This window comes from Streptomyces collinus (genome assembly GCF_031348265.1).
GTDB classification, from domain to species: Bacteria; Actinomycetota; Actinomycetes; order Streptomycetales; family Streptomycetaceae; genus Streptomyces; species Streptomyces collinus.
The window spans coordinates 6,537,439-6,558,570 of sequence record NZ_CP133771.1 but is presented as its reverse complement, the minus strand read 5'-3'; the positions used below and the strand labels follow the sequence as shown (position 1 = coordinate 6,558,570).

The following is a 21,132-nucleotide window of genomic DNA, read 5'->3' as shown; positions in this document are numbered from 1 at the left end:
TGTCAGTGCAGTCCTGTTGTATGGAACGCATGGAGCACACGAGCAACGCGGAACTCCGGGCGGCGGCCGACACGGTCCTGGCCCGTCTCGTCGGGGACGTCTCGGGGGAGGCCCGACTGCGCGAGGACCAGTGGCGTGCGATCGAGGCGCTGGTCGCCGACAGACGCCGTGCCCTGGTCGTCCAGCGCACGGGTTGGGGCAAGTCCGCGGTCTATTTCGTGGCGACCTCGCTGCTGCGGGCCCGGGGCAGCGGCCCGACCGTGATCGTGTCGCCGTTGCTCGCGCTCATGCGGAACCAGGTCGAGGCGGCGGCTCGGGCCGGCATTCACGCCCGGACGATCAACTCCTCCAACACCGAGGAGTGGGAAGCCGTGCAGGACGAGATCGCCGCAGGCGAGGTGGACGTCCTGCTGGTGAGTCCCGAACGGCTCAACAACCCGGACTTCCGGGACCAAGTGCTGCCCCGCCTCGCGGCCGCCACCGGGCTCCTGGTGGTGGACGAGGCGCACTGCATCTCCGACTGGGGCCACGACTTCCGGCCGGACTACCGCCGGCTGCGCACCATGCTCGCCGACCTCCCACCCGGTGTTCCGGTGCTCGCGACCACCGCCACCGCCAACGCGCGCGTGACGGCCGACGTCGCGGAACAGCTCGGCACCGGCGGCAGCTCGGACGCCCTCGTCCTCCGGGGCCCGCTGGACCGGGACAGCCTGAGCCTGAGTGTCCTGCGGCTGCCGGATGCCGCGCACCGTATGGCCTGGCTGGCCGAGCACCTCGACGAACTGCCGGGGTCCGGAATCATCTACACCCTCACCGTGGCCGCCGCCGAGGAGGTCACCGCCTTCCTGCGACAGCGGGGGCACACGGTCGCGTCGTACACGGGCAAGACGGAGAACGCCGACCGCCAGCAGGCCGAGGAGGATCTGCTCGGCAACAAGGTGAAGGCGCTGGTCGCCACCTCAGCGCTCGGCATGGGCTTCGACAAGCCCGACCTGGGCTTCGTGGTGCACCTGGGTTCGCCCTCCTCCCCCATCGCCTACTACCAGCAGGTGGGCCGCGCGGGACGAGGCGTGAAGCATGCCGAGGTGCTCCTGCTCCCGGGCAAGGAGGACGAGGCGATCTGGAAGTACTTCGCGTCGCTCGCCTTCCCGTCGGAGGACCTGGTGCGCCGCACGCTCGACATCCTCGCGCACGCGGAGATGCCCCTGTCGCTGCCCGCCCTGGAGCCTCTGGTGGAGCTGCGCCGCTCCCGCCTGGAGACCATGCTCAAGGTCCTCGACGTGGACGGGGCGGTCCAGCGCGTCAAGGGCGGCTGGATCGCGACCGGGCAGCAGTGGACGTACGACGCCGAGCGGTACGCGTGGGTGGCGCGTCAGCGCGACGCCGAGCAGCAGGCCATGCGCGCCTACGCGTCGACAGCCGACTGCCGTATGGAGTTCCTGCAGCGCCAGCTGGACGACGAGGCCGCCACACCGTGCGGTCGCTGCGACAACTGCGCCGGTCCGCGCTTCACCGCCGACACGTCCGGGGAGGCTCTCGACGCCGCGCGCGCGGACCTGGGCCGGGCAGGTGTCGAAGTGGAGCCCCGACGCATGTGGCCCACCGGGCTGCCGACGATCGGAGTGGACCTCAAGGGCCGCATCCCGGCCGGCGAACAGGCCGCGTCGGGACGCGCGCTGGGACGGCTGTCGGACATCGGGTGGGGGAACCGGCTGCGGCCCATGCTCGCGCCCCAGGCCCCCGACGGGCCCGTGCCCGACGACGTGGCGAAGGCCGTGGTGGATGTGCTGGCCGACTGGGCCAGGGGCCCCGGCGGCTGGGCCCCTGGCGCCCCGGACGCCGGGCCTCGCCCGGCCGGCGTCGTCACCGTCGCCTCGCGTACGCGACCGCAGCTGATCGGCTCCCTCGGTGCGCGCATCGCCGAGATCGGCCGTCTGCCGCTGCTGGGCGCCGTCGAATACACCGGCGACGCGCACTCGGGCTCCCGGAGCAACAGCGCCCAGCGGCTGAAGACCCTGGACGGGGCTTTGGCCGTGCCGCCCGCCCTCGCCTCCGCCCTCGCCGAGGCCCGGGGCCCGGTTCTCCTCGTGGACGACTACACGGAGACCGGCTGGACCCTCGCAGTCACGGCACGCATGCTCCGACGCTCCGGCGCGCAGGGGGTGTTGCCGCTGGTGCTGGCCGTGCAGGGCTGACGGCGACCCCGGGCCGGGGCAGCGGCCCCGGCGCACGCCTCTGGACGCCGCGCACCCCCATGCCGTACGAACGTGTCGTGCTCGAACGCCCCATGGGTGGTCCATCGACACATACGGTGGGGATATTAGCCGCGCATCATCTGATAACGGTCGGCTGCCTCAATTGCTCGTTGCCGCATTCAAGTTCGACAGGAAGAATTGAGGTCTGCTCCCGCACGGCTCGCCGGCCGCTCCGGTAGGGCTTCGCTGCGGTGCGCGCTCCCAGGAATCCGACCCCGCCCGCAGTGTGGGCGCGTAGCCGAAGGGAGGACCGTGACCTTCGGATTCGCTCCGGCCTCGGCAGCGGCGTCGACGTCCGCCGCTTCCGCCAACCGCTTGCTCGAACCCGCGGAATGGGCCGCCGCCGGGATCCCACTCCTGCGCAACCCTCGTGAGATCGTCAGCGGACTGCACGCCCGTCACCACCCGCAGCCCGCGACCGCTGTCGTCGCCGTGCTCGACCCGGACGAGCGGCTGCGGGCGAGCGCCTCGTTCGTGCGCCGTCCGGCCCCGGCCGACGGCTGGATGTTCCGCAACGCGCTCCTCGCGCAGTTGCGCCGGGTCATTCCGCACGACCTGCGCCGCCGCACGCCGGTGCGCACCGCGGTGCTGCTCTACTGCCGTGAGGGCGACGCGCGTTGGACGGAGGAGGACGGCGCGTGGATGTGGGGGCTGCGCGACGCGTGCACCCTGCACGGGCTGCGCTGCGGGGCGTACATCACGCTGACCCGTGACGGCTGGCAGGTCCTGGGCGAGGGCCGCGGCGGACGCCGCCCCCACTCGGCCTCGGCACCGGAGCCGTTCGCCACGTCGGAGGCACCGCCACCCATACCGCGCACCGGCGGCGCCTCCGAGGTACTGCGCCGCGCAGCGGCGGCACGCTGAGCCCCGGGCGGACCGTTCCGGCCTGTCGGCCGGTCGGCCGCGCCCCCTCGCACGGCACACGACGACGGCTGGGCGGCCAGCCGGAACCAGCACCGACCCCTGCCCTGGCCGAACCGCCCGCACGGCGGTCTGCGGCAGCAACGGAAGCGCTCCCCCGCCCGCCGGACCTCACGCGCGCACGAGCACGGTCTCCCGCCCTCCGGGCATGATGAACAGCCCGCTGTGCGGCGCCGCCGCAGCGGCTCCTGAAGTCACCCCCAGCGCCCTACCGGGCGCCGCGGCATCGACTCAAACGCCCGCGCCCAGCACCGAGTTGATCCGCTGCGGGTCGCCGCAGACGATCAGCAGGGCGCCGGCCCGGGAGTGAGCCGCGGACAGGGCACTCGCGGCTGCGTCCTCGGGACCGCCGTTGACGGCGACCACGACCACCGGACGCGACGCGGCACGGGTCGCGATGGTGACATCCGTGTAGAAGACGTCATCGCCGGCGTCGTGCTGGGCCCAGTAGGAGGTTTCACCGAAGGACAGCTCGTGGGCGGCCCACGGGTGCTGCTCCCCGGTCGTGATCACCAGCACGTCGCCGGGGGCACGACCGGAGTCCAGCAGCAGGTCCACGGCTTCCTCGGCGGCGTCGAGCGCCCCCTCCACGGAAGCCGGAATCAGCTGGATCTGCGGGGTGACCGGAGCGGCGGCACCGGCGGCGGGACCCGACGGAGCGGGCTTGGCGGCCACGTCGCGCGGCGTACGTTGCATCGGCGGCGCCGGCCGGAGAGGGCCGGGACGACCGGGACGCAACGGAGCCGCGGGACGGGGGCCGGGTACGGGACGGGGGGTCGGCGCGATACGGCCGCTGGCCGGCGTGGCGCGGGGACCCTGGGCACTCTCGTGAATCTGAGGCTCCTCGGGAATGAGAGGCATGAGTTGATATTTATCAAACGTTGGTACGGCCCGCGTCGGCGGGTGGCGCATGCGTGCGAACGAAATCGTCAGAAATCGAAGCCGAGCTGGCCCTCAATCTCCGGAACACTTCCGTCCGCCCAGTTGCGGACCTTCTTGAGGTGCCGCCACTGGGGCAGCGCATCAAGATACGCCCACGACAAGCGGTGGTAGGGGGTGGGGCCCCGCTCCGCCAGTGCGGCCTTGTGCACGGGCGATGGATACCCGGCGTTGTCCGCAAAACCGAAGTCTGCATGGTCGATACCCAGTTCGGCCATCATTTTGTCGCGCTGAACCTTGGCGATCACCGAGGCCGCTGCGACCGCCACGCAGGACTGGTCGCCCTTGATCACCGTACGGACCCGCCAGGGCGCGCCGAGGTAGTCGTGCTTGCCGTCGAGGATGACCGCGTCAGGACGGACCGGGAGTGCGTCCAGCGCACGCCCCGCCGCGAGCCGCAGCGCGGCCGTCATCCCCAGAGCGTCTATCTCCTCCGGGGAGGCATGCCCCAGCGCGTACGACGTCACCCAGGTCCGCAGTTCCTCGGCGAGGACGGTACGTCGCTTGATGGTGAGCAGCTTCGAGTCCGTGAGCCCCTCGGGGGGACGGCGCAGTCCGGTGATCGCCGCGCAGACGGTGACGGGACCGGCCCACGCGCCGCGCCCCACCTCGTCGACACCTGCAACGATCTTCGCTCCGGTCGTGGCGCGAAGGGAGCGCTCGACGGTGTGAGTAGGCGGTTCGTACGGCATGGCGCCCCTAGATTACGCCGCCCGGAACCGCCCGCGACACCCCGGTCCGCCGCGGCCCGCGAACAACCCGGTCAGGCATCGGCCGGCCGGAACGTCGGGCACCGTCCGACCGCGGCTCAAGGCCCCCGGGCCACAGCCTCAGCAACCGTGCGGGCGCAGGAGTCGAACCATCAACTGGTCGATCATTTCCTCGACTTCGCGATCCTGCCCTTCACGGCCGCACACTTTCGAGCGGTACATCATCATCGCCGGTATGGCGTCGAAGACATAACCGTTCGCAGCCTCGGGGTGCACCTCGCCACGCTCGATCCCCCGATCGACGACCTCCTACAACATCCTCATGGTGGGCTCCACGACGCCCTCGAAGATCACACCGTGAAAGCGTTCGGCCCGCGCCGTGTCGCACTCGTGAATCACCGAGCGAAGTGCGAAACCAGGGCGGCCTTGCCGGTCTGGGCGCCGGCGGCGACGCCCTCCATCGTCAGGCCGTTCCAGCCGACCGTGCCGAGTTGATCCGGCGCGGCCTTGAGGGTGGCGCGTTCCCGCCACCCCCTTCACGCTCCCGGTTTGTGTTGCCCCCCGACGGCTCGCACAGCGCATGTCTGGACAACGGGCGCCCGGTCACGGAGAGTTCCCGAAACACACGGAGAGTTTCTGAAGGAGAGGAGAGCCAGACCGTCAGACCGACGTGGGCACCCAGTCCGGAAGGGGCTCCGTCCGATCCACCCACTCGGTGGGCGGCGTCCCCGCCTTCCCCGCGGCGATCACGCCGCCGACGATGGCGCACGTGGTATCGACATCCCCACCCACCTGCGCGGTCGTCCAGAACGCCTGCTCATAGTCACCGAGACTCCTCGCGGCCGACCAGAGGGCGAAGGGCACCGTGTCGTGGGCGGTCGTACGCCGCCCGCAGCCCAGTACGGCCGCGACCGTGCCCGGGTCGCCGTAGTCGAGCATGTCCCGGGCACGGCGAAGCCCCGCGCCGACGGCGCTCTTGGGCACCAGGTCGATGACACCGTCGAGGAGGGCTTCGGCGCCGGGCGGCCCGTCGGGAGCGGCAGCGAACGCGGCGGCCGCTGCGACCGCCATGGCCCCGACGACGCCCTCGCGGTGCTGGTGGGTGGTGTACGCCGAGATCTCCGCCTGGTGAGTCGCCTGCTCCGGATCGTCCGCGTACCAGGCGCCCAGCGGGGCGATCCGCATCGCCGCGCCGTTGCCCCAGGAGCCCTGCCCCTTGAAGAGTGCCGCGGCGAGCTCCCGCCAGTCGCCACCCTCCCGGACGAGGCGCAGCAGGCGGTTGACCGCGGGGCCGTAGCCCCGGTCGAAGTCGTGGTGCTCGGCGAAGGAGCGGGCCAGGGCGTCCTGGTCGATGCGGTGGTGGGCGGCCAGGACGGCGACGACCGAACCGGCCATCTCCGTGTCGTCCGTCCACTGCCAGGGTCCGGACGGCACCTCGCGGCGCTTCAGCAGCGGGTAGTTCACCGGCACGAAGTACTGGGAGCCGAGGGCGTCCCCGACGGACAGTCCGCGCAGGCAGGCCAGGGCGCGGTCCAGGCGCACGTCGGGGGAGGAATCAGCGGTCATCGCCCTGCCACTCTATCCGGTGATCCCGTACGGCTCGGGATCTCGCCAACGATCGAACGGCCGGTCCAGGGTGTACTTGCCGTCGTCCCCCAGAACGAGCATCCGCACCTCGCCGTTCCCGGGGTTCGACAGTGACTCGAACTCCGACACCGTCCAGTGGAACCACCGCATGCAGAAGAGCCGCATGGCCAGGCCGTGGGTGACGATGAGGACGTTCGGCGGGTGGTCGGGGTCCTCGAAGCTGCGGAACAGGCTCTCCAGGAAGCCGCCGACCCGGTCGTAGACGTCGGCGCCGGACTCGCCCTGGGCGAAGCGGTAGAAGAAGTGGCCGTACGCGTCCCGATAGGCCTTCTGAAGGCGGACCTCGTCCCGGTCCTGCCAGTTGCCCCAGTCCTGCTCGCGCAGCCGGGGTTCCTCGCGCACCCGTATGAGTCCGGGGTCGAGGTGGAACGCGCGCAAGGTCTCGTGCGTACGACGGTACGGGGAGACGTACACGCTGACGTGCTCGTCGCCGAAGAGCTCGCGCAGCTGCTCGCCCGTGGCCTCGGCCTGCCTGCGGCCGCGCTCGGTCAGCGCCAGGGCGTGGTCGGGCTCACGCTCGTAGACGGAGTCATCGACATTGCCCGTCGACTCGCCGTGCCGGACAAGGACGATGCGCCGTGGTCGTGCCATGCCAAGACCCTAGATCGGGTGAGGGCCGGCGGAGGACTCCTGCCGCACCCATACAGCGTAGGTCACACGATTCCTGCACCACAGGTCACACTGATCGCACGTCTGTCCGAACGGTTCCGTCCGGGCCCCACGGCGTCACCCAGCCCCGCACCCCTCCGAGCACCCGCCCGCACCATCCGGGGCACCCGGCTCCGCGAGCTCAGACCGTCCAGCTCGACTCCATGTCCACGACGTCCCCGGTGAGCGCCGCCACGTCAGCCTCCGTCTGGGCCCTCAGGGCGAGCCGCTCCACGCGTTCGGTGCGGTACTTGCCGTGCTCGGCGGCCGAGCGCCACATCGACAGCACCAGGAACTCGTTCCCCGGCGCCTCACCGAACAGCCCGCGCACCATGCCGGGCGAGCCGGCCATCGCCGGGTTCCAGACCTTCTCCTGCATCAGCACGAAGTGTTCGGCCCGTTCCTCGTGGATGCGGCAGAGCGCCACCCGGAGCAGGTCGGCGTCGGTGAAGCGCGGTTCGAACCCGGTCTTCACGTCGAAGCGATAGTCGAAGAGCCTCACCTGCGCGTCCTTGAACGTTCCCGCCTGGGCCGACGCGAGCCGGTCGTGCGACCGTGCCATGAAGGAGTCGTAGAAAGCGCGGCTCTCCCAGAACGCGAAGATGTGCGCCACGTCCGGCCGTCCCCGGCTCCAGCCACCCCCCTGCCCGCGAAATCCCGGCTCCCCCAGAAGCCCCGCCCACTTCCGCTGCCCCCGCTCGAAACCGCGGCGGTCCACCACGGTGCAGCGAATCCACTTGACCAGCACCGCGCCATGGTAAGGCCACCGAGCGTGGCGTCGGTCACTCTCGGGTGGACCACTCCCCCACGCGCGCACCCACGCGCGTGGCAGGATGGACAAACGGTCATAAGGGCCCGGCAGTTGGGTCCGACGGACGGGTCGGTACGGGGAAGGGGACTCTGGTGGACGGGCTCAACAAGGGGCTTCGCAAGGTCGAGATCGCGGTGCGGTGGGATCCCAGTCCGGCGGGGCAGCCGTCCACCGACCTGGATCTGATCGCCGCGACCTACCTGGCGGACGCTCCGCACGGCGACCCCGCATATGTGGTGCACTTCGACAGCCGCTCGCCCGACGGCACGATCACCCTGAACCGGGACAGCAAGGACGGCCAGGGCTTCGGCTACGACGAAGTCATGACGCTGGAACTCGACCGGCTGGACGTCCGGTACGCGCGCGTGGTGGTCGGTGTCGTCATCCAACAGCGCCCGGCGGAGCGCACCTTCGTCAGTGTGAGCAACCCCGGACTGCGTATCCGCGAGGGGTACACCGTCCTCACGGAGGACGACTTCGGGGGTGTCCTCGGGGCGACGGCGACGACGGTCGCGGAGTTCACCCGGGAGGGCTCCGGCCCGTGGGACTTCCGGTCCGGTCTGCGTGGTTTCGAGGGCGATCCCGTGGACTTCGCCGACACGATGGGTGCGGCGCAGCGCCCCTGAGCCCGTTACGACGAGGCAGGCAGAACGACAGGGGCACCGCCCGCAGGCGGTGCCCCTGTCGTCATCGGCTCAGGGGTTCGGCGTCAGCTGCAGCCGCTGGTCGAGCCGCAGCCCTCGCAGATGTAGCAGGAACCCGCGCGCTGCATCTTCGTACCGCAGGAGAAGCACAGCGGGGCGTCGGCCTGGATGCCCAGCTGCATCTCCACCAGTTCGGCGCTGGTGTGCGCCTGCTGCGGGGCGGGCTTGACCGCTTCCTCGGCCTTCGGAGCGGCAACGGCCTTCAGCTCCTGGGCACGCGGTGCCGACTGGGCGAGCCCCTCCACGTCGACCTCGTCGTCGGACGGCTCGTACGACCCGGTCTCGAGGTGACGCTGGCGCTCCTCGGCGGAGTGGATGCCGAGCGCGGAGCGCGTCTCGAAGGGCAGGAAGTCCAGCGCCAGGCGGCGGAAGATGTAGTCGACGATCGACTGCGCCATCCGCACGTCCGGGTCGTCCGTCATACCGGCCGGCTCGAAGCGCATGTTGGTGAACTTCGAGACGTACGTCTCCAGCGGCACGCCGTACTGGAGACCCACGGAGACCGCGATGGAGAAGGCGTCCATCATGCCCGCGAGGGTCGAGCCCTGCTTGGACATCTTGAGGAAGACCTCACCGAGACCGTCGTCCGGGTAGGAGTTGGCGGTCATGTAGCCCTCGGCACCGCCGACGGTGAAGGACGTGGTGATGCCGGGACGTCCCTTCGGCAGGCGCTTGCGGACCGGGCGGTACTCGACGACCTTCTCGACCGCGGTGCGGATGGTCTCCTCGGTCTTCTCGGTGATCTCCGCCTTCTCCTTCTCCTTGGTCTTGGCGGAGAGGGGCTGGCCGACCTTGCAGTTGTCGCGGTAGATCGCGAGCGCCTTGACGCCCAGCTTCCAGGCCTCGAAGTAGATCTCCTCGACCTCCTCGACGGTCGCCGTCTCCGGCATGTTGACCGTCTTGGAGATGGCGCCGGAGATCCACGGCTGGATAGCGGCCATCATGCGGACGTGGCCCATCGGGGAGATGGCCCGCTCGCCCATGGCGCAGTCGAACACCTCGTAGTGCTCGGGCTTGAGACCGGGGGCGTCGATCACGTTGCCGTTGTCGGCGATGTGGGCGACGATCGCCTCGATCTGCTCTTCCAGGTAGCCCAGGCGACGCAGGGCCTGCGGGACGGTGCCGTTGACGATCTGCATCGAGCCGCCGCCGACCAGCTTCTTGAACTTGACCAGCGCGAGGTCGGGCTCGACACCGGTGGTGTCGCAGGACATCGCCAGACCGATGGTGCCGGTCGGGGCGAGCACGGACGCCTGAGAGTTACGGAAACCGTTCTTCTCACCGATGCGCAGCACGTCTCCCCAGGCCTCGCTGGCGGCGGCCCACACCGGGGTGTCCAGGTCGTCCATGCGGACGGCCGTGTCGTTGGCGTCCGAGTGCTGCTTCATGACGCGCTTGTGGGCGTCGGCGTTGCGGGCGTAGCCGTCGTACGGGCCGACGACCGAGGCGAGTTCGGCGGAGCGCCGGTAGGCCGTGCCCGTCATCAGGGAGGTGATGGCACCGGCGAGGGAGCGACCGCCGTCGGAGTCGTAGGCGTGACCGGTGGCCATCAGCAGGGCGCCGAGGTTGGCGTAGCCGATGCCGAGCTGGCGGAACGCGCGCGTGTTCTCGCCGATCTTCTGGGTCGGGAAGTCCGCGAAGCAGATCGAGATGTCCATCGCGGTGATGACCAGCTCGACGACCTTCTGGAAGCGCTCGGCCTCGAAGGACTGGTTGCCCTTGCCGTCGTCCTTCAGGAACTTCATCAGGTTCAGCGAGGCCAGGTTGCAGGACGTGTTGTCCAGGTGCATGTACTCGCTGCACGGGTTCGACGCGGTGATCCGGCCGGACTCGGGGCAGGTGTGCCAGGTGTTGATGGTGTCGTCGTACTGGATGCCGGGGTCGGCGCAGGCCCAGGCGGCCTCGGCGATCTTGCGGAAGAGCGACTTGGCGTCGACCTCCTCGATGACCTCACCGGTCATCCGGCCACGCAGCCCGAACTGGCCGCCCTGCTCGACCGCCTTCATGAACTCGTCGTTGACACGGACCGAGTTGTTGGCGTTCTGGTACTGGACGGACGTGATGTCGTCGCCGCCCAGGTCCATGTCGTAGCCCGCGTCGCGCAGGACGCGGATCTTCTCTTCTTCCTTGACCTTGGTCTCGATGAAGTCCTCGATGTCCGGGTGGTCCACATCGAGGACGACCATCTTGGCGGCGCGGCGGGTGGCGCCACCGGACTTGATCGTTCCTGCGGAGGCGTCGGCGCCGCGCATGAAGGAGACCGGGCCGGAGGCGTTGCCGCCGGAGGACAGCAGCTCCTTGGAGGAGCGGATCCTGGAGAGGTTCAGGCCGGCGCCGGAGCCGCCCTTGAAGATCATGCCCTCTTCCTTGTACCAGTCGAGGATCGACTCCATGGAGTCGTCGACGGACAGGATGAAGCAGGCGGAGACCTGCTGGGGCTGCGGCGTGCCCACGTTGAACCACACGGGGCTGTTGAAGCTGAAGATCTGGTGCAGGAGGGCGTAGGCCAGCTCGTGCTCGAAGATCTCGGCGTCGGCGGGCGAGGAGAAGTACTTGTGGTCCTCACCGGCCTTCCGGTACGTCTTCACGATGCGGTCGATCAGCTGCTTGAGGCTGGTCTCGCGCTGCGGGGTGCCCACGGCACCGCGGAAGTACTTGCTGGTGACGATGTTGACCGCGTTCACCGACCAGAAGTCGGGGAACTCGACGCCGCGCTGCTCGAAGTTGACCGAGCCGTCGCGCCAGTTGGTCATGACGACGTCACGACGCTCCCAGGCCACCTCGTCATAGGGGTGGACCCCAGGGGTGGTGTGGATGCGCTCGACACGCAGGCCCTTGCTCGCCTTGGCGCTCTTGGCGCGGGTACTCCGTGCCGGACCGCTCGCCGTCTCTGTCATGCCGCCTCCCTGTACGGGCGAAAACGCCCTGAAGTGCCCCGTTGTTCCCGTGGCACGGTGTTCTGTCTGGTGTTGCGGGCACCCACTCGCGTCGCCCGCAACAGGTCTTCTCATCGCCGCCGCCCGGCCGGGCCCGGAGCTGCCTTCCGGGTCCGGCTCGCCGGTCAGTCGGCGGCGCCGGCGGGCTGGGGGACCTGTTCCGCCCCTCCGGACCCGCGGTCGTCTTCCTGGCCCCCCGTGGCCGTGTCCTCGCGGTCTTCGTCGTCCGCGCCGGAGTGTCCCGTCTGCGCCCTGAGTTCCTCGATGGCCGCCTCGAAGTCGTCGAGCGAGTCGAACGCCCGGTAGACGGAGGCGAATCGCAGGTAGGCGACAAGGTCGAGTTCCTGCAGCGGGCCGAGTATGGCCAGCCCCACGTCGTGGGTGGTCAGCTCGGCGCTTCCGGTGGCCCGCACCGCCTCCTCGACCCGTTGGCCGAGCTGGGCGAGCGCGTCCTCGGTGACGGGCCGCCCCTGGCACGCCTTGCGCACTCCATTGATGACCTTCGTACGACTGAAGGGCTCGGTGACTCCGGACCGCTTCACCACCATGAGCGAGCACGTCTCCACGGTCGTGAAACGACGGGAGCAGTCAGGGCACTGGCGGCGCCTGCGGATCGATGTGCCGTCGTCGGTCGTACGACTGTCGACGACACGACTGTCGGGGTGCCTGCAGAAGGGGCAGTGCATGATCTCCCAACCCTCCTCACAGCAGACTCAATAGCCTCGCCGGACCTCTTGCGCCCCACGAAGCAGCCCCAAGCATAGGCGATGACCATGGGCCTCGAGACCCGGGGGACCACAACTTCTGGGCTGCTGCTGCAATCCAACCACTAGATGTGGGGATTGGCTCATACATCCAGGCCGTTGCCGCGTGTCGCGCGCGTAGGCAGCAGGTGGCGTGCGGCGGGTAGAGCCGCACCGGCCCTGCAGACCTCCGGAGGCAGCGCGGCCGACGGCTTCGTCCGGGACACAGCCGCATCCGTTTGGGCACAGCCGTATCGCCGCGACACATGCGGAGATACCGTGGGCGCCGCGAGGAGGGGACGTGGGACTCCCGCACAGATGAGGGCTGGTCCCGGAGCAGCGGAATGCCGAATGGCAGACTGGGGCACCAGTCCACGAGGTGATCACCCCGGCGGTGAAGGGTACAGCAATGGGCCCTTTTGCCCGCCAGGTGGCGCGGCCGCCAATACACCCGGACACATGATCGCGTCCGGTGATTCGCGATTTTTCACTCGAACGTGTGTTTGGCGCAACCTTTCGAAAGCAACTACCGTTGTCCAGCAGGGAGACCATCGAGAGGGGCCGACGTGACCACCACCGCAGACAGTGCCGCCATCGCTGCCCAGGACCGCTCCCAGGGCCGACTGGAGCCGGTGCATGCGATGAACGAAGCCACGAACCCTGAGGGGCACAAGCGCTCCCTGCCGGGCCGACCTCCGGGCATCCGGGCGGACAGCTCCGGACTCACCGATCGCCAGCGCCGCGTGATCGAGGTCATCAGGGACTCCGTTCAGCGGCGGGGATACCCGCCGTCGATGCGGGAGATCGGTCAGGCCGTCGGCCTCTCCAGCACCTCCTCCGTCGCACACCAGCTGATGGCCCTGGAGCGCAAGGGCTTCCTGCGCCGCGACCCGCACCGCCCGCGCGCCTACGAGGTGCGCGGTTCCGACCAGGCAGCCTCGGTGCAGCCCACGGACACAGCGGGCAAGCCGGCCGCGTCGTACGTGCCGCTGGTCGGCCGGATCGCCGCCGGTGGCCCGATCCTCGCCGAGGAATCCGTCGAGGACGTGTTCCCCCTCCCCCGCCAGCTCGTCGGCGACGGTGAGCTGTTCGTCCTGAAGGTCGTGGGTGACTCGATGATCGAGGCCGCGATCTGCGACGGCGACTGGGTCACGGTGCGCCGTCAGCCGGTCGCCGAGAACGGCGACATCGTGGCCGCGATGCTCGACGGCGAAGCCACCGTCAAGCGCTTCAAGCGCGAGGACGGCCATGTCTGGCTCCTGCCGCACAACGCGGCCTACGAGCCGATCCCCGGCGACGACGCGACCATCCTCGGCAAGGTGGTGGCGGTACTGCGGCGCGTCTGACAGCGCGCACCGCGTCGGGTGGGCCCAGCGGGCCCGCCCTCTGACCGGGCCCCGGGACCCCTGCGCCGGTTCCGGGGCCCTGCGCTGTCCGGGGCCCTGCGCTGTCCGGGGCCGGTCACTGGACCGGGTGAGCTCCGGAGACGCGTGAGCTGTGGGGGTGGGCCGCGGCCCACCCCCACAGCTCACGCGTCTTCCGTCTGCTGGGCAGCCGCGTCGATCGCCGCCAGCGACTTCCGGACCTGGTTACGGTCCGTCGTGAACCAGAAATCGGGCAGTGACGCCTTCAGGTAGCCCCCGTACCGGGCCGTCGCCAGACGCTGGTCGAGGACGGCGACCACCCCGCGGTCCCCCGACGCCCGTACGAGACGGCCGGCGCCCTGGGCCATGAGGAGTGCCGCATGGGTGGCGGCGACCGCCATGAAGCCGTTGCCGCCCGCGTCCTCGACGGCCTTCTGGCGGGCGCTCATCAGGGGGTCGTCAGGGCGCGGGAACGGAATCTTGTCCATGACGACCAACTGGCAGCTGGGCCCCGGGACATCGACGCCCTGCCACAGTGACAGCGTGCCGAAGAGGCAGGTCTTCGGATCGGCCGCGAAGTTCTTGATCAGCTCGCCGAGTGTCTCTTCGCCCTGCAGAAGGATCGGAAACTCGGGGATCCGGGAACGCAGCTCCTCGGCGGCCAGCTGGGCGCCCCGCATCGAGGAGAACAGGCCGAGCGTACGGCCGCCTGCCGCCTGGATCAGCTCCGTGAGCTCGTCGAGCATGTCCGCACGGTCGCCGTCCCGCGCGGGACGGGCCAGGTGCTTGGCGACGTACAGGATGCCCTGCTTGCGGTAGTCGAAGGGCGAGCCGACGTCGATGCCCTTCCACTGCGGGACATCGTCGCCCTCGGTGCCCTCGGGGGCGAGGCCCAGGGAGGCCCCGACGCCGTTGAAGTCACCGCCGAGCTTCAGCGTCGCCGACGTCAGGACCACGGAGCGGTCCGCGAAGAGCTTCTCCCGCAGCAGGCCGGAGACGGACATGGGGGCGACACGCAGGGAGGCGCCGAAACGGTCGTGGCGCTCGTACCAGACCACGTCCCACTCGGAGCCGTTCGTGATGCGCTCTGCCACGTCGTGCACGTTCTCCACGGAGGCCAGTGCCTGCTTGCGGACGGCGTCCTCGTCCTGGACGGACTTGTCGCGGGTCGCGCCGATCCCCGAGATGACCGTCCGGCACGCGTCGCGCAGCGCCATGAGGGCATACCCGAGGTCCTCGGGAATCTCCTCCAGACGGCCCGGCAGCGCCAGCTCCATCAGCCGCTCGAAACCCTCGGCGGCGGTCTGGAGCTGGTCGGCGGCCTTCTCGTTGACGAGTTTGGCAGCACGGCGCACCGCGCGGTTGACCTGGCCGGGGGTGAGCTCGCCGGTGGCGACTCCCGTGACCCGGGAGACAAGTTCGTGCGCCTCGTCGACGATCAGCACCTCGTGCTGTGGGAGGACCGGGGCGCCTTCGATGGCGTCGATCGCGAGCAGCGCGTGATTGGTGACGACGACCTCGGCGAGCTTGGCCCGCTCGCGGGCCATCTCGGCGAAGCACTCGGCGCCGTACGCGCACTTCGAGGCACCCAGGCACTCCCTGGACGACACCGACACCTGCGCCCAGGCCCGGTCCGAGATGCCGGGCGTGAGGTCGTCACGGTCGCCGGTCTCGGTCTCGTCGGCCCAGTCGCGCACCCGCAGCAGGTCCTGGCCCAGCTTGCTGGTGGGCGCGGCGGCCTCGAACTGGTCGAAGAGACCCTCCTCCTCATCCTGTGGGACCCCTTCGTGCAGCCGGTGCAGGCAGAGGTAGTTCGACCGGCCCTTGAGCATCGCGAATTCCGGTCGGCGGCGCAGCAGGGGGTGCAGCGACTCGACCGTTCTCGGCAGGTCGCGCTCGACCAGCTGGCGCTGCAGGGCCAGGGTGGCGGTCGCGACGACCACCCGCTCCCCGTGTGCCAGCGCGGGCACCAGGTAACCCAGCGACTTGCCGGTACCGGTGCCGGCCTGGACCAGCAGGTGGGAGCCGTCGTCGATCGCTTCCTCGACGGCTTCGGCCATGGCCACCTGACCGGGGCGCTCCGTGCCGCCGACGGCAGTGACGGCAGCATGCAGGAGTTCGGGGAGTGAGGGCTTCGTCATAGCGCGACCACCCTACGACCCTGCACTGACAAACGGGGGATCAAGGCGGGGGCGGGGGACGGGCTCAAGACCGTGGGCTCCTCGGCGGTGTGCTGGGTAGGTGGGTGGCCGACCGCGTGGGCGAGGTCGCTGCGAAAGCGCTCGGAAGATTCGCACGACGGATGGGAACTGCGGCGGCGCGGGCTGCGTTCAATGAGTGATGGCGCGGTGACACAGCGCTACAGAAGGAGCCGGAGGGACCGGTCTCGGACCATGAGGGCGGCTCGCTTGGCGGGCAGGTCGACCTCGGCGGAGAACCGGAATCCGGCGGTCAGGAAAGCGGCGATGGAGGGGGTGTTGCGAATGTCGGGTTCGGCGATGACTCGTGCGCAGGAAGGCCGCTGCGCGAGAACGAGATCGGCCACGGCCCGCAGCAGCAGACCGCCGAGACCACGCCCCCGGTCCGCGACCGCACCGATCAGAAGGTGGATCCCCGTGTCATGACGCCCGGCCGGGTACTGGCGGGCCAGCGGGTCGAGATCCGCCCGGTAGATCTCCCAGTAGCTCATCGGGGTTCCGTCCAGTACGCCGACGCACGGCACGCTGCGCCCGTCACCGGCGAGCTGGGCCCGCAGGTGCTCCTCGACCACGCCCTGCGGTCCGGCCAGCTCCCAGAACGCCGCGGCTGCGGGGTCGTTCATCCAACGGCTGATGAGCGAAAGGTCGCGATCGAGGCGTGCGGGGACGAGGTGGAGCGGGCCTGCGGGCGTGCCGGCCGGGCCCCATTCGGCGACGCGGTCGAGGAGGTCGTCGAGGAGATCATCGTGCCCGCCCTCTCGGGGCGGAGGCTCGCCGGAGACCGCGCCGGGAGCCGATGCTGATCCGACGCCGACGCCGACGCCGACGCCGACGCCGACGACGGAGCCGGCCCTGGACTGGGTACCGGAAGCCACGTCAGCCATGACAGGGGCGGTGAAACCGGCCGTGGCAATCGGGTCGGAGGAAGGCACCTAACGCTCCTCTCGGAAGGGGGTGGGGCAGGTTCTCGGTGATGAGATGAAGGAGGTTCAGTCGTGGTCAGCGTCGATCAGGGTGGTCAGGAGTGCAGGGGGTTGGCGATGGTCACGTAGACGGACTGGCTGTCGACCGGGCCGACCAGTTCGTCGAGGCCGTGCAGCCGGGTCAGAAGGTTGGCCTTGCAGCGCAGGACGGGTGAGTCGAGCAGCCGGGCGGGCAGCGAGCTGCGCAGCCGGGCCGGACCGGAGGCCGCGTTCGCGAGGAAGCGGCGGAAGGCCGCGAGCAGCAGCCGCTCGTCGGCCAACCCTTGGGAGCCGAACGCGCCGATGAGGCCGAACACGTTGTTGACCACCAGGTAGTACACGAGTCGCTCGTCGGTGACCTCGTCACCTACGAACGTGTCGCTCCGCTCACCGATCCCGGGCAATCGGGTGCCGAGCTCCGCGCGCCGGGACTCGCGGAAGTAGTAACCCTGGTTGTCGCGGTAGCGGCCGCCCATGGGCCAGCCGTCCGCGTCCAGCAGAAGCAGGGTGTTCTGCTGGTGTGCCTCCAGGGCGACACCAGCCTCGCCGTCCAGCCAGAGGACGGGGCGCACCACCTGGGCGAGGTAGCGAAGGAACCACTCGGCGGCGACGGCACCGCGCGGACGGCCGGTGCACCGGGCAAGACGCGTGACGACCTCACCCAGCCGGGACTGCGGCGCCGGGTCGTGCTTGGCCGCCTGTCCTGGCGGGTTCTCAGGCACGGTCGGCGAGCACGGGCGCGGCGAGACGAGGCCGGCGACACAGGAGACGTCGTCCGAGGGGCTGAACGGGTTGTGGCGGATCACCACGTCCAGCCCTGGCACCGAGGCTCCATCAGGTGTGTCGACGGCGAGCCAGGCGGGGTCCCGAACGATGTCGAAGTCCGGGTGAGCGGCCCGCCACTGCTGCGCGAGGCCACTGCGGAGCAGGCGGTGGACCTCGACGCCGCGATGAAGTTCCTTGCGGAGGTTCTCGCGAAGGGAGTTGGTGATGCGCAGGCCCAGCGAGAGCTTGAGCATCGCGGGGGCATGAGTGCGGTAGACGGTTCGTACGGAGGAGGTGGGGTGCCAGTGAGGGCCGCTCGTGCCGAGGTCACGGAGCAGTCCGGCGTCGAGCAGGGCAGCGGTCTCCGACCGCCGGCGGATCTCGTGTGCCTGCCAGGGGTGCAGGGGCAACAGAGCGTACCCGTCCGGCAACGCCGGTGCTGGACCGGCGAGGCGGGCGGTGAGCCGGGGGGCGGCGACAGGGCGGCCGCGTTCGGTCCAGGAGGAGTCGGTGGCGAGGACGGAGGGGGCGACAGCCATCCAGTGCAGGGGGAAGGAGCCGCGCGACTCGGGTGAGTACAGGAGCGCCTGGGCTTCGGAGAGACCCTCGCGGCTCTTCGGGGTCGGGTGCAGAGGGTGTCCCAGGAGGAGTGCCTGCTCCGCTGACAGGAAGAGATCGGGGCCGTCGGCCGGTCGTTCCCGGCGGGCGGTGACGAAACCGGCGACACGTCGGAGGGAGTCGGCAACGCCCGCGACGAGCTCGGTGCCGTCGCTGAAGCCGGCGTTGAAGGAACTGGGGGTGGCCATGGGGAAGGAGTCGTGTGCGCGGTTGCCGCCGGAGCCGTTCGCGGACATCTCCCTGGTGAGCAGGGCGGCGAGTGTAAGGGCGTCGACCGGTGGGGCGCAGTCGGAAGCGCCGGCCAGACGAGGAGGGCCGAAGCGGTGCCAGCCAGTCGGGGACCAATAGCGGACCGGGGCGGACAGGGCCGTGCCGCTGGCGGTAAGGGGGATGCGCAGGAGGCCGTCGGCCGGCGCGGACTGGTTGGTCTCGCGCGCCCAGCAGCGGAGCAGGTTCTCCACGGCGGCGGCCTGGGCGACGGTGTGCGGATCGGGATGCGTCAGGAGGTCACGGCCGTGGCCCTCGCTCAGCCCCTGGGAAGGGTTCGCCATCGGCCGCTGATGAGGGACCCGTGCGTCCGGTGACATTTTTGACGGCCGGGCGCCGACGGAGCCTTGGTCGGGCGTCGGGATGTGTGAGTCGGGGTGGGTATGGGGGGTGGCGTTCACGGCTGGTACCTCTTGGAGTGGTCCGGATCATGCTGGTGAGGGCTGAGTGGGCTGTGGGGGCTGAGGAGCCTCACTCGGGCGGGGCTGCGCGGCACTAGGGAGCGGCGCGTGGGCTGCGAAACTGCGGTCTGTCGGTCGTGCGGACTGTTGGCCATGGGGCTGCCGGTAGTGCGGTCTGTTGGCCTGCGTGCTGCTGACCGTGCCGACTGCGGGCGTGCGGGCTCATGGCGCGGCAGGCGACTGGCAGACAAGCGGCTGGCAGACAGGCGACTGGCAGCCAGACCGCTGACCGACAGGCGGCTGGCAGAGGCGGCCACCTGTCGGGCAGACACCTGGCAGGCAGACACAGGGCGGGCGGGCAGGCAGACACGGCAGCAGGCGGCTGACGGAGACGCCTCGCACGCGGGCACCGCGTGAACTCCGGTGCCGTTGAAGCTCACCGCGGCTCAGGGTGCGGCTGCCGGGCCACCCCCACGGCATCGAGCCGCTGTCCGGACCGCGTCGGCCAGGCGGTCCAGTACGGCGGCCGCTTGTTCATCGGTGAGTGTCAGGGGCGGCAGCAGTTGTACGACACCGGCGTGACGGCCGCCGAGTCCGACGATGAGGCCGCGCCGCAGGCACTCCTGCTGGACCGCGGCGGCCAGCTCGGGGGCGGCAGGCAGGGGGTGGCGTCCGCTGCGCGGCATCACCGATGCCGCCACGCCGCCCTCCGCAGCTCCGGGACCGTCCGAAAACCCGGAGTCTCCCTCCGCCTCCGGATCCACTAGCTCGACCCCGATCATCAGTCCCCTCCCGCGCACATCCCCCACGCACTCCAACTCCGAAGCGAGGTCCTGCAATTGACCCAGCATGTGCTTCCCCAGCGTCGCCGCGCGCTCGGCGAGGGCATTCTCGCGGACGTGGGCGAGGGTCGCCGTGCCGGCAGCCATGGCGAGCTGGTTGCCGGGGAAGGTACCGACGGGGGCGCCGGGTTCCCCGATGTCGAGGTCGTCGCGGTAGACCACGACGGCCAGCGGCAGGCTGCCGCCGATGGCCTTGGAGAGCACCATCACGTCGGGCGTCACACCGCTGTGCTCCACCGCCCAGAAGGCGCCGGTCCGGCCCACGCCGGTGTGGATCTCGTCGACGATCAGCGGGATGGACCGGTCGGCGGTGAGCTGTCGCATGCGCCGCAGCCAGCTGTGCGGTGCGGGGATCACCCCGCCCTCACTCAGGACGGGCTCGACGATCACCCCGGCGGGCAGCGGCATCCCGGGCCCGGGGTCGTCGAGGAGGGACTCGGTCCAGCGGGCGGCGAGGTCGGCACCATGCTCGCCCCCGACGCCGAAGGGGCAGCGGTAGTCCTGCGGGTAGGGCAGGCGGGCGACCCGCGTGTCCGGGGTGTCCGCAGAGGTGCCGGCGAGGGCCCTGCCGGTAGTTCCGCGGCCGGAGCCGGTGAACGCCAGGAGGCCGCTCCGACCGGTCGCCGCGCGTACCAGCGCGCAGGCGGTCTCGACGGCTTCGCTGCCGGCCGGTCCGCAGAAGCGCACGCGTGCCCGCTCGGCGAGGCCCGGCGGCAGCGAGCGGTACAGCTCGGTGAGGAAGGCGTCCTTCGCGGGGGTCGCCAGATCGAGGGCGTTCAGGGGTGCGCCGGAGTCGAGGACCTTGCGGATGGCCTCCAGCACGACCGGGTGGTTGTGCCCCAGGGCGAGGGTGCCGGCGCCGGAGAGGCAGTCCAGGTAGCGGCGGCCGTCCGCGCCCTCGATGGTCAGTCCCCTCGCCCGCACCGGGACGATCGGCAGGGCCCGGGCGTAGGTCCGGGCGGCGGGTTCGCGCGCGGCATGTCGGCGCAGGATTGCCTCGTACCCGTTGCGAGAGGCGAGGGCGGTGGCGTCGACGACTCCGACGGGAAGGGATTTCACCTGCGTACGCCCCACAGCGGCCTCCTCCGACGCACAACCCCCACGGGTGGACTCCGCCACGATCTCCCTGACCTCCCACTGGGCACGGGCACAGAGGACCGGGCACAGACAGCAGGCCCCCCACCGCTACCAACCCCGGATCACTCACCGGGTTACGGGTTGCCTCAAGATCCTTTCCGTGACGGAACTGTTGCGGACCCGTCGGATCGCCCCCACAGCCACCGCATAGTGTGTGGTGCCGTTCCCGGACACCGTGCGCTCGTCCCGAACGTCCCGTGTGACAGCGGGAATCGGGGCCGAGGCGCCGGTCGGTCCACGTAAGTTCCGTATCAGGGGGAGTCA

15 protein-coding genes and 1 pseudogene are annotated in these 21,132 nt (G+C 70.4%); 4 read left to right on the top strand and 12 right to left on the bottom strand.

Annotation, left to right across the window (positions count from 1 at the left end):
* The first annotated feature begins 29 nt into the window (after positions 1-29).
* The gene (locus RFN52_RS29935) at positions 30-2,195 is read left to right on the top strand and encodes a RecQ family ATP-dependent DNA helicase (RefSeq protein ID WP_184850731.1); all 2,166 of its coding nucleotides are present in this window, start codon (positions 30-32) and stop codon (positions 2,193-2,195) included.
* A gap of 312 nt (positions 2,196-2,507) precedes the next feature.
* The gene (locus RFN52_RS29930) at positions 2,508-3,119 is read left to right on the top strand and encodes a hypothetical protein (protein WP_107459927.1); all 612 of its coding nucleotides are present in this window, start codon (positions 2,508-2,510) and stop codon (positions 3,117-3,119) included.
* A gap of 288 nt (positions 3,120-3,407) precedes the next feature.
* On the opposite strand, the gene RFN52_RS29925 is transcribed toward RFN52_RS29930, so the two are convergent.
* The 6 genes and pseudogenes from RFN52_RS29925 to RFN52_RS29900 form a co-directional block, all read right to left on the bottom strand.
* Positions 3,408-4,037: a hypothetical protein gene (locus tag RFN52_RS29925; RefSeq protein WP_184850729.1), complete on the bottom strand. Its 630-nt coding sequence runs from the start codon at positions 4,035-4,037 to the stop codon at positions 3,408-3,410.
* Positions 4,038-4,105: 68 nt separating this feature from the next.
* A complete protein-coding gene (rnhB, locus tag RFN52_RS29920) occupies positions 4,106-4,807 on the bottom strand; it encodes a ribonuclease HII (RefSeq protein ID WP_062929510.1) in 702 nt (233 codons plus the stop codon).
* Positions 4,808-4,945: 138 nt separating this feature from the next.
* Positions 4,946-5,349, bottom strand: a pseudogene (locus tag RFN52_RS29915) (TetR-like C-terminal domain-containing protein); the annotation flags it as partial.
* A gap of 136 nt (positions 5,350-5,485) precedes the next feature.
* Entirely contained in the window at positions 5,486-6,391 is a 906-nt protein-coding gene (locus RFN52_RS29910; RefSeq protein ID WP_184850727.1) for an ADP-ribosylglycohydrolase family protein, read from the bottom strand.
* A gap of 12 nt (positions 6,392-6,403) precedes the next feature.
* Positions 6,404-7,063, bottom strand: a complete 660-nt coding sequence (locus RFN52_RS29905) for a histidine phosphatase family protein (protein WP_184850725.1) — start codon at positions 7,061-7,063, stop codon at positions 6,404-6,406.
* A gap of 199 nt (positions 7,064-7,262) precedes the next feature.
* Positions 7,263-7,868, bottom strand: coding sequence for a YdbC family protein (locus tag RFN52_RS29900; RefSeq protein WP_184850723.1), 606 nt, complete (start codon positions 7,866-7,868; stop codon positions 7,263-7,265).
* Between the two features lie 155 nt (positions 7,869-8,023).
* Here RFN52_RS29900 and RFN52_RS29895 point away from each other — a divergent pair, with 155 nt between their 5' ends.
* Complete coding sequence (locus tag RFN52_RS29895) at positions 8,024-8,557, top strand: TerD family protein (protein WP_184850721.1); 534 nt, start codon at positions 8,024-8,026, stop codon at positions 8,555-8,557.
* Positions 8,558-8,640: 83 nt separating this feature from the next.
* Here RFN52_RS29895 and RFN52_RS29890 read toward each other — a convergent pair whose 3' ends face one another.
* Positions 8,641-11,532, bottom strand: coding sequence for a vitamin B12-dependent ribonucleotide reductase (locus RFN52_RS29890; RefSeq protein WP_184850719.1), 2,892 nt, complete (start codon positions 11,530-11,532; stop codon positions 8,641-8,643).
* Positions 11,533-11,696: 164 nt separating this feature from the next.
* Complete coding sequence (gene nrdR, locus RFN52_RS29885; protein WP_184850717.1) at positions 11,697-12,257, bottom strand: transcriptional regulator NrdR; 561 nt, start codon at positions 12,255-12,257, stop codon at positions 11,697-11,699.
* A gap of 623 nt (positions 12,258-12,880) precedes the next feature.
* Between nrdR and lexA the strand changes: the two genes are divergently transcribed.
* Positions 12,881-13,660: a transcriptional repressor LexA gene (gene lexA, locus RFN52_RS29880; RefSeq protein ID WP_031108030.1), complete on the top strand. Its 780-nt coding sequence runs from the start codon at positions 12,881-12,883 to the stop codon at positions 13,658-13,660.
* Between the two features lie 182 nt (positions 13,661-13,842).
* Here the strand turns inward: lexA and RFN52_RS29875 are convergent, their stop codons facing one another.
* From RFN52_RS29875 to RFN52_RS29860, 4 genes are all read right to left on the bottom strand, one after another.
* Positions 13,843-15,819 (bottom strand): ATP-dependent DNA helicase, encoded by a 1,977-nt coding sequence (locus RFN52_RS29875; RefSeq protein WP_184850715.1) that lies wholly within the window; start codon positions 15,817-15,819, stop codon positions 13,843-13,845.
* Positions 15,820-16,037: 218 nt separating this feature from the next.
* Positions 16,038-16,760: a GNAT family N-acetyltransferase gene (locus tag RFN52_RS29870; RefSeq protein ID WP_184850713.1), complete on the bottom strand. Its 723-nt coding sequence runs from the start codon at positions 16,758-16,760 to the stop codon at positions 16,038-16,040.
* Positions 16,761-16,894: 134 nt separating this feature from the next.
* Entirely contained in the window at positions 16,895-18,772 is a 1,878-nt protein-coding gene (locus RFN52_RS29865; protein ID WP_311241084.1) for an IucA/IucC family protein, read from the bottom strand.
* 563 nt (positions 18,773-19,335) lie between these two features.
* Positions 19,336-20,790: an aminotransferase class III-fold pyridoxal phosphate-dependent enzyme gene (locus tag RFN52_RS29860; RefSeq protein WP_311241243.1), complete on the bottom strand. Its 1,455-nt coding sequence runs from the start codon at positions 20,788-20,790 to the stop codon at positions 19,336-19,338.
* Positions 20,791-21,132 lie beyond the last annotated feature (342 nt).

Bases quoted from the DNA above. Each gene is read 5' to 3' on its own strand.
- RFN52_RS29935 (WP_184850731.1), top strand. From the start codon at position 30: ATGGAGCACACGAGCAACGCGGAACTCCGGGCGGCGGCCGACACGGTC.
- RFN52_RS29925 (WP_184850729.1), bottom strand. From the start codon at position 4,037: ATGCCTCTCATTCCCGAGGAGCCTCAGATTCACGAGAGTGCCCAGGGT.
- rnhB (WP_062929510.1), bottom strand. From the start codon at position 4,807: ATGCCGTACGAACCGCCTACTCACACCGTCGAGCGCTCCCTTCGCGCC.
- RFN52_RS29910 (WP_184850727.1), bottom strand. From the start codon at position 6,391: ATGACCGCTGATTCCTCCCCCGACGTGCGCCTGGACCGCGCCCTGGCC.
- RFN52_RS29905 (WP_184850725.1), bottom strand. From the start codon at position 7,063: ATGGCACGACCACGGCGCATCGTCCTTGTCCGGCACGGCGAGTCGACG.
- RFN52_RS29890 (WP_184850719.1), bottom strand. From the start codon at position 11,532: ATGACAGAGACGGCGAGCGGTCCGGCACGGAGTACCCGCGCCAAGAGC.
- nrdR (WP_184850717.1), bottom strand. From the start codon at position 12,257: ATGCACTGCCCCTTCTGCAGGCACCCCGACAGTCGTGTCGTCGACAGT.
- RFN52_RS29875 (WP_184850715.1), bottom strand. From the start codon at position 15,819: ATGACGAAGCCCTCACTCCCCGAACTCCTGCATGCTGCCGTCACTGCC.
- RFN52_RS29870 (WP_184850713.1), bottom strand. From the start codon at position 16,760: ATGGCTGACGTGGCTTCCGGTACCCAGTCCAGGGCCGGCTCCGTCGTC.
- RFN52_RS29865 (WP_311241084.1), bottom strand. From the start codon at position 18,772: ATGGCGAACCCTTCCCAGGGGCTGAGCGAGGGCCACGGCCGTGACCTC.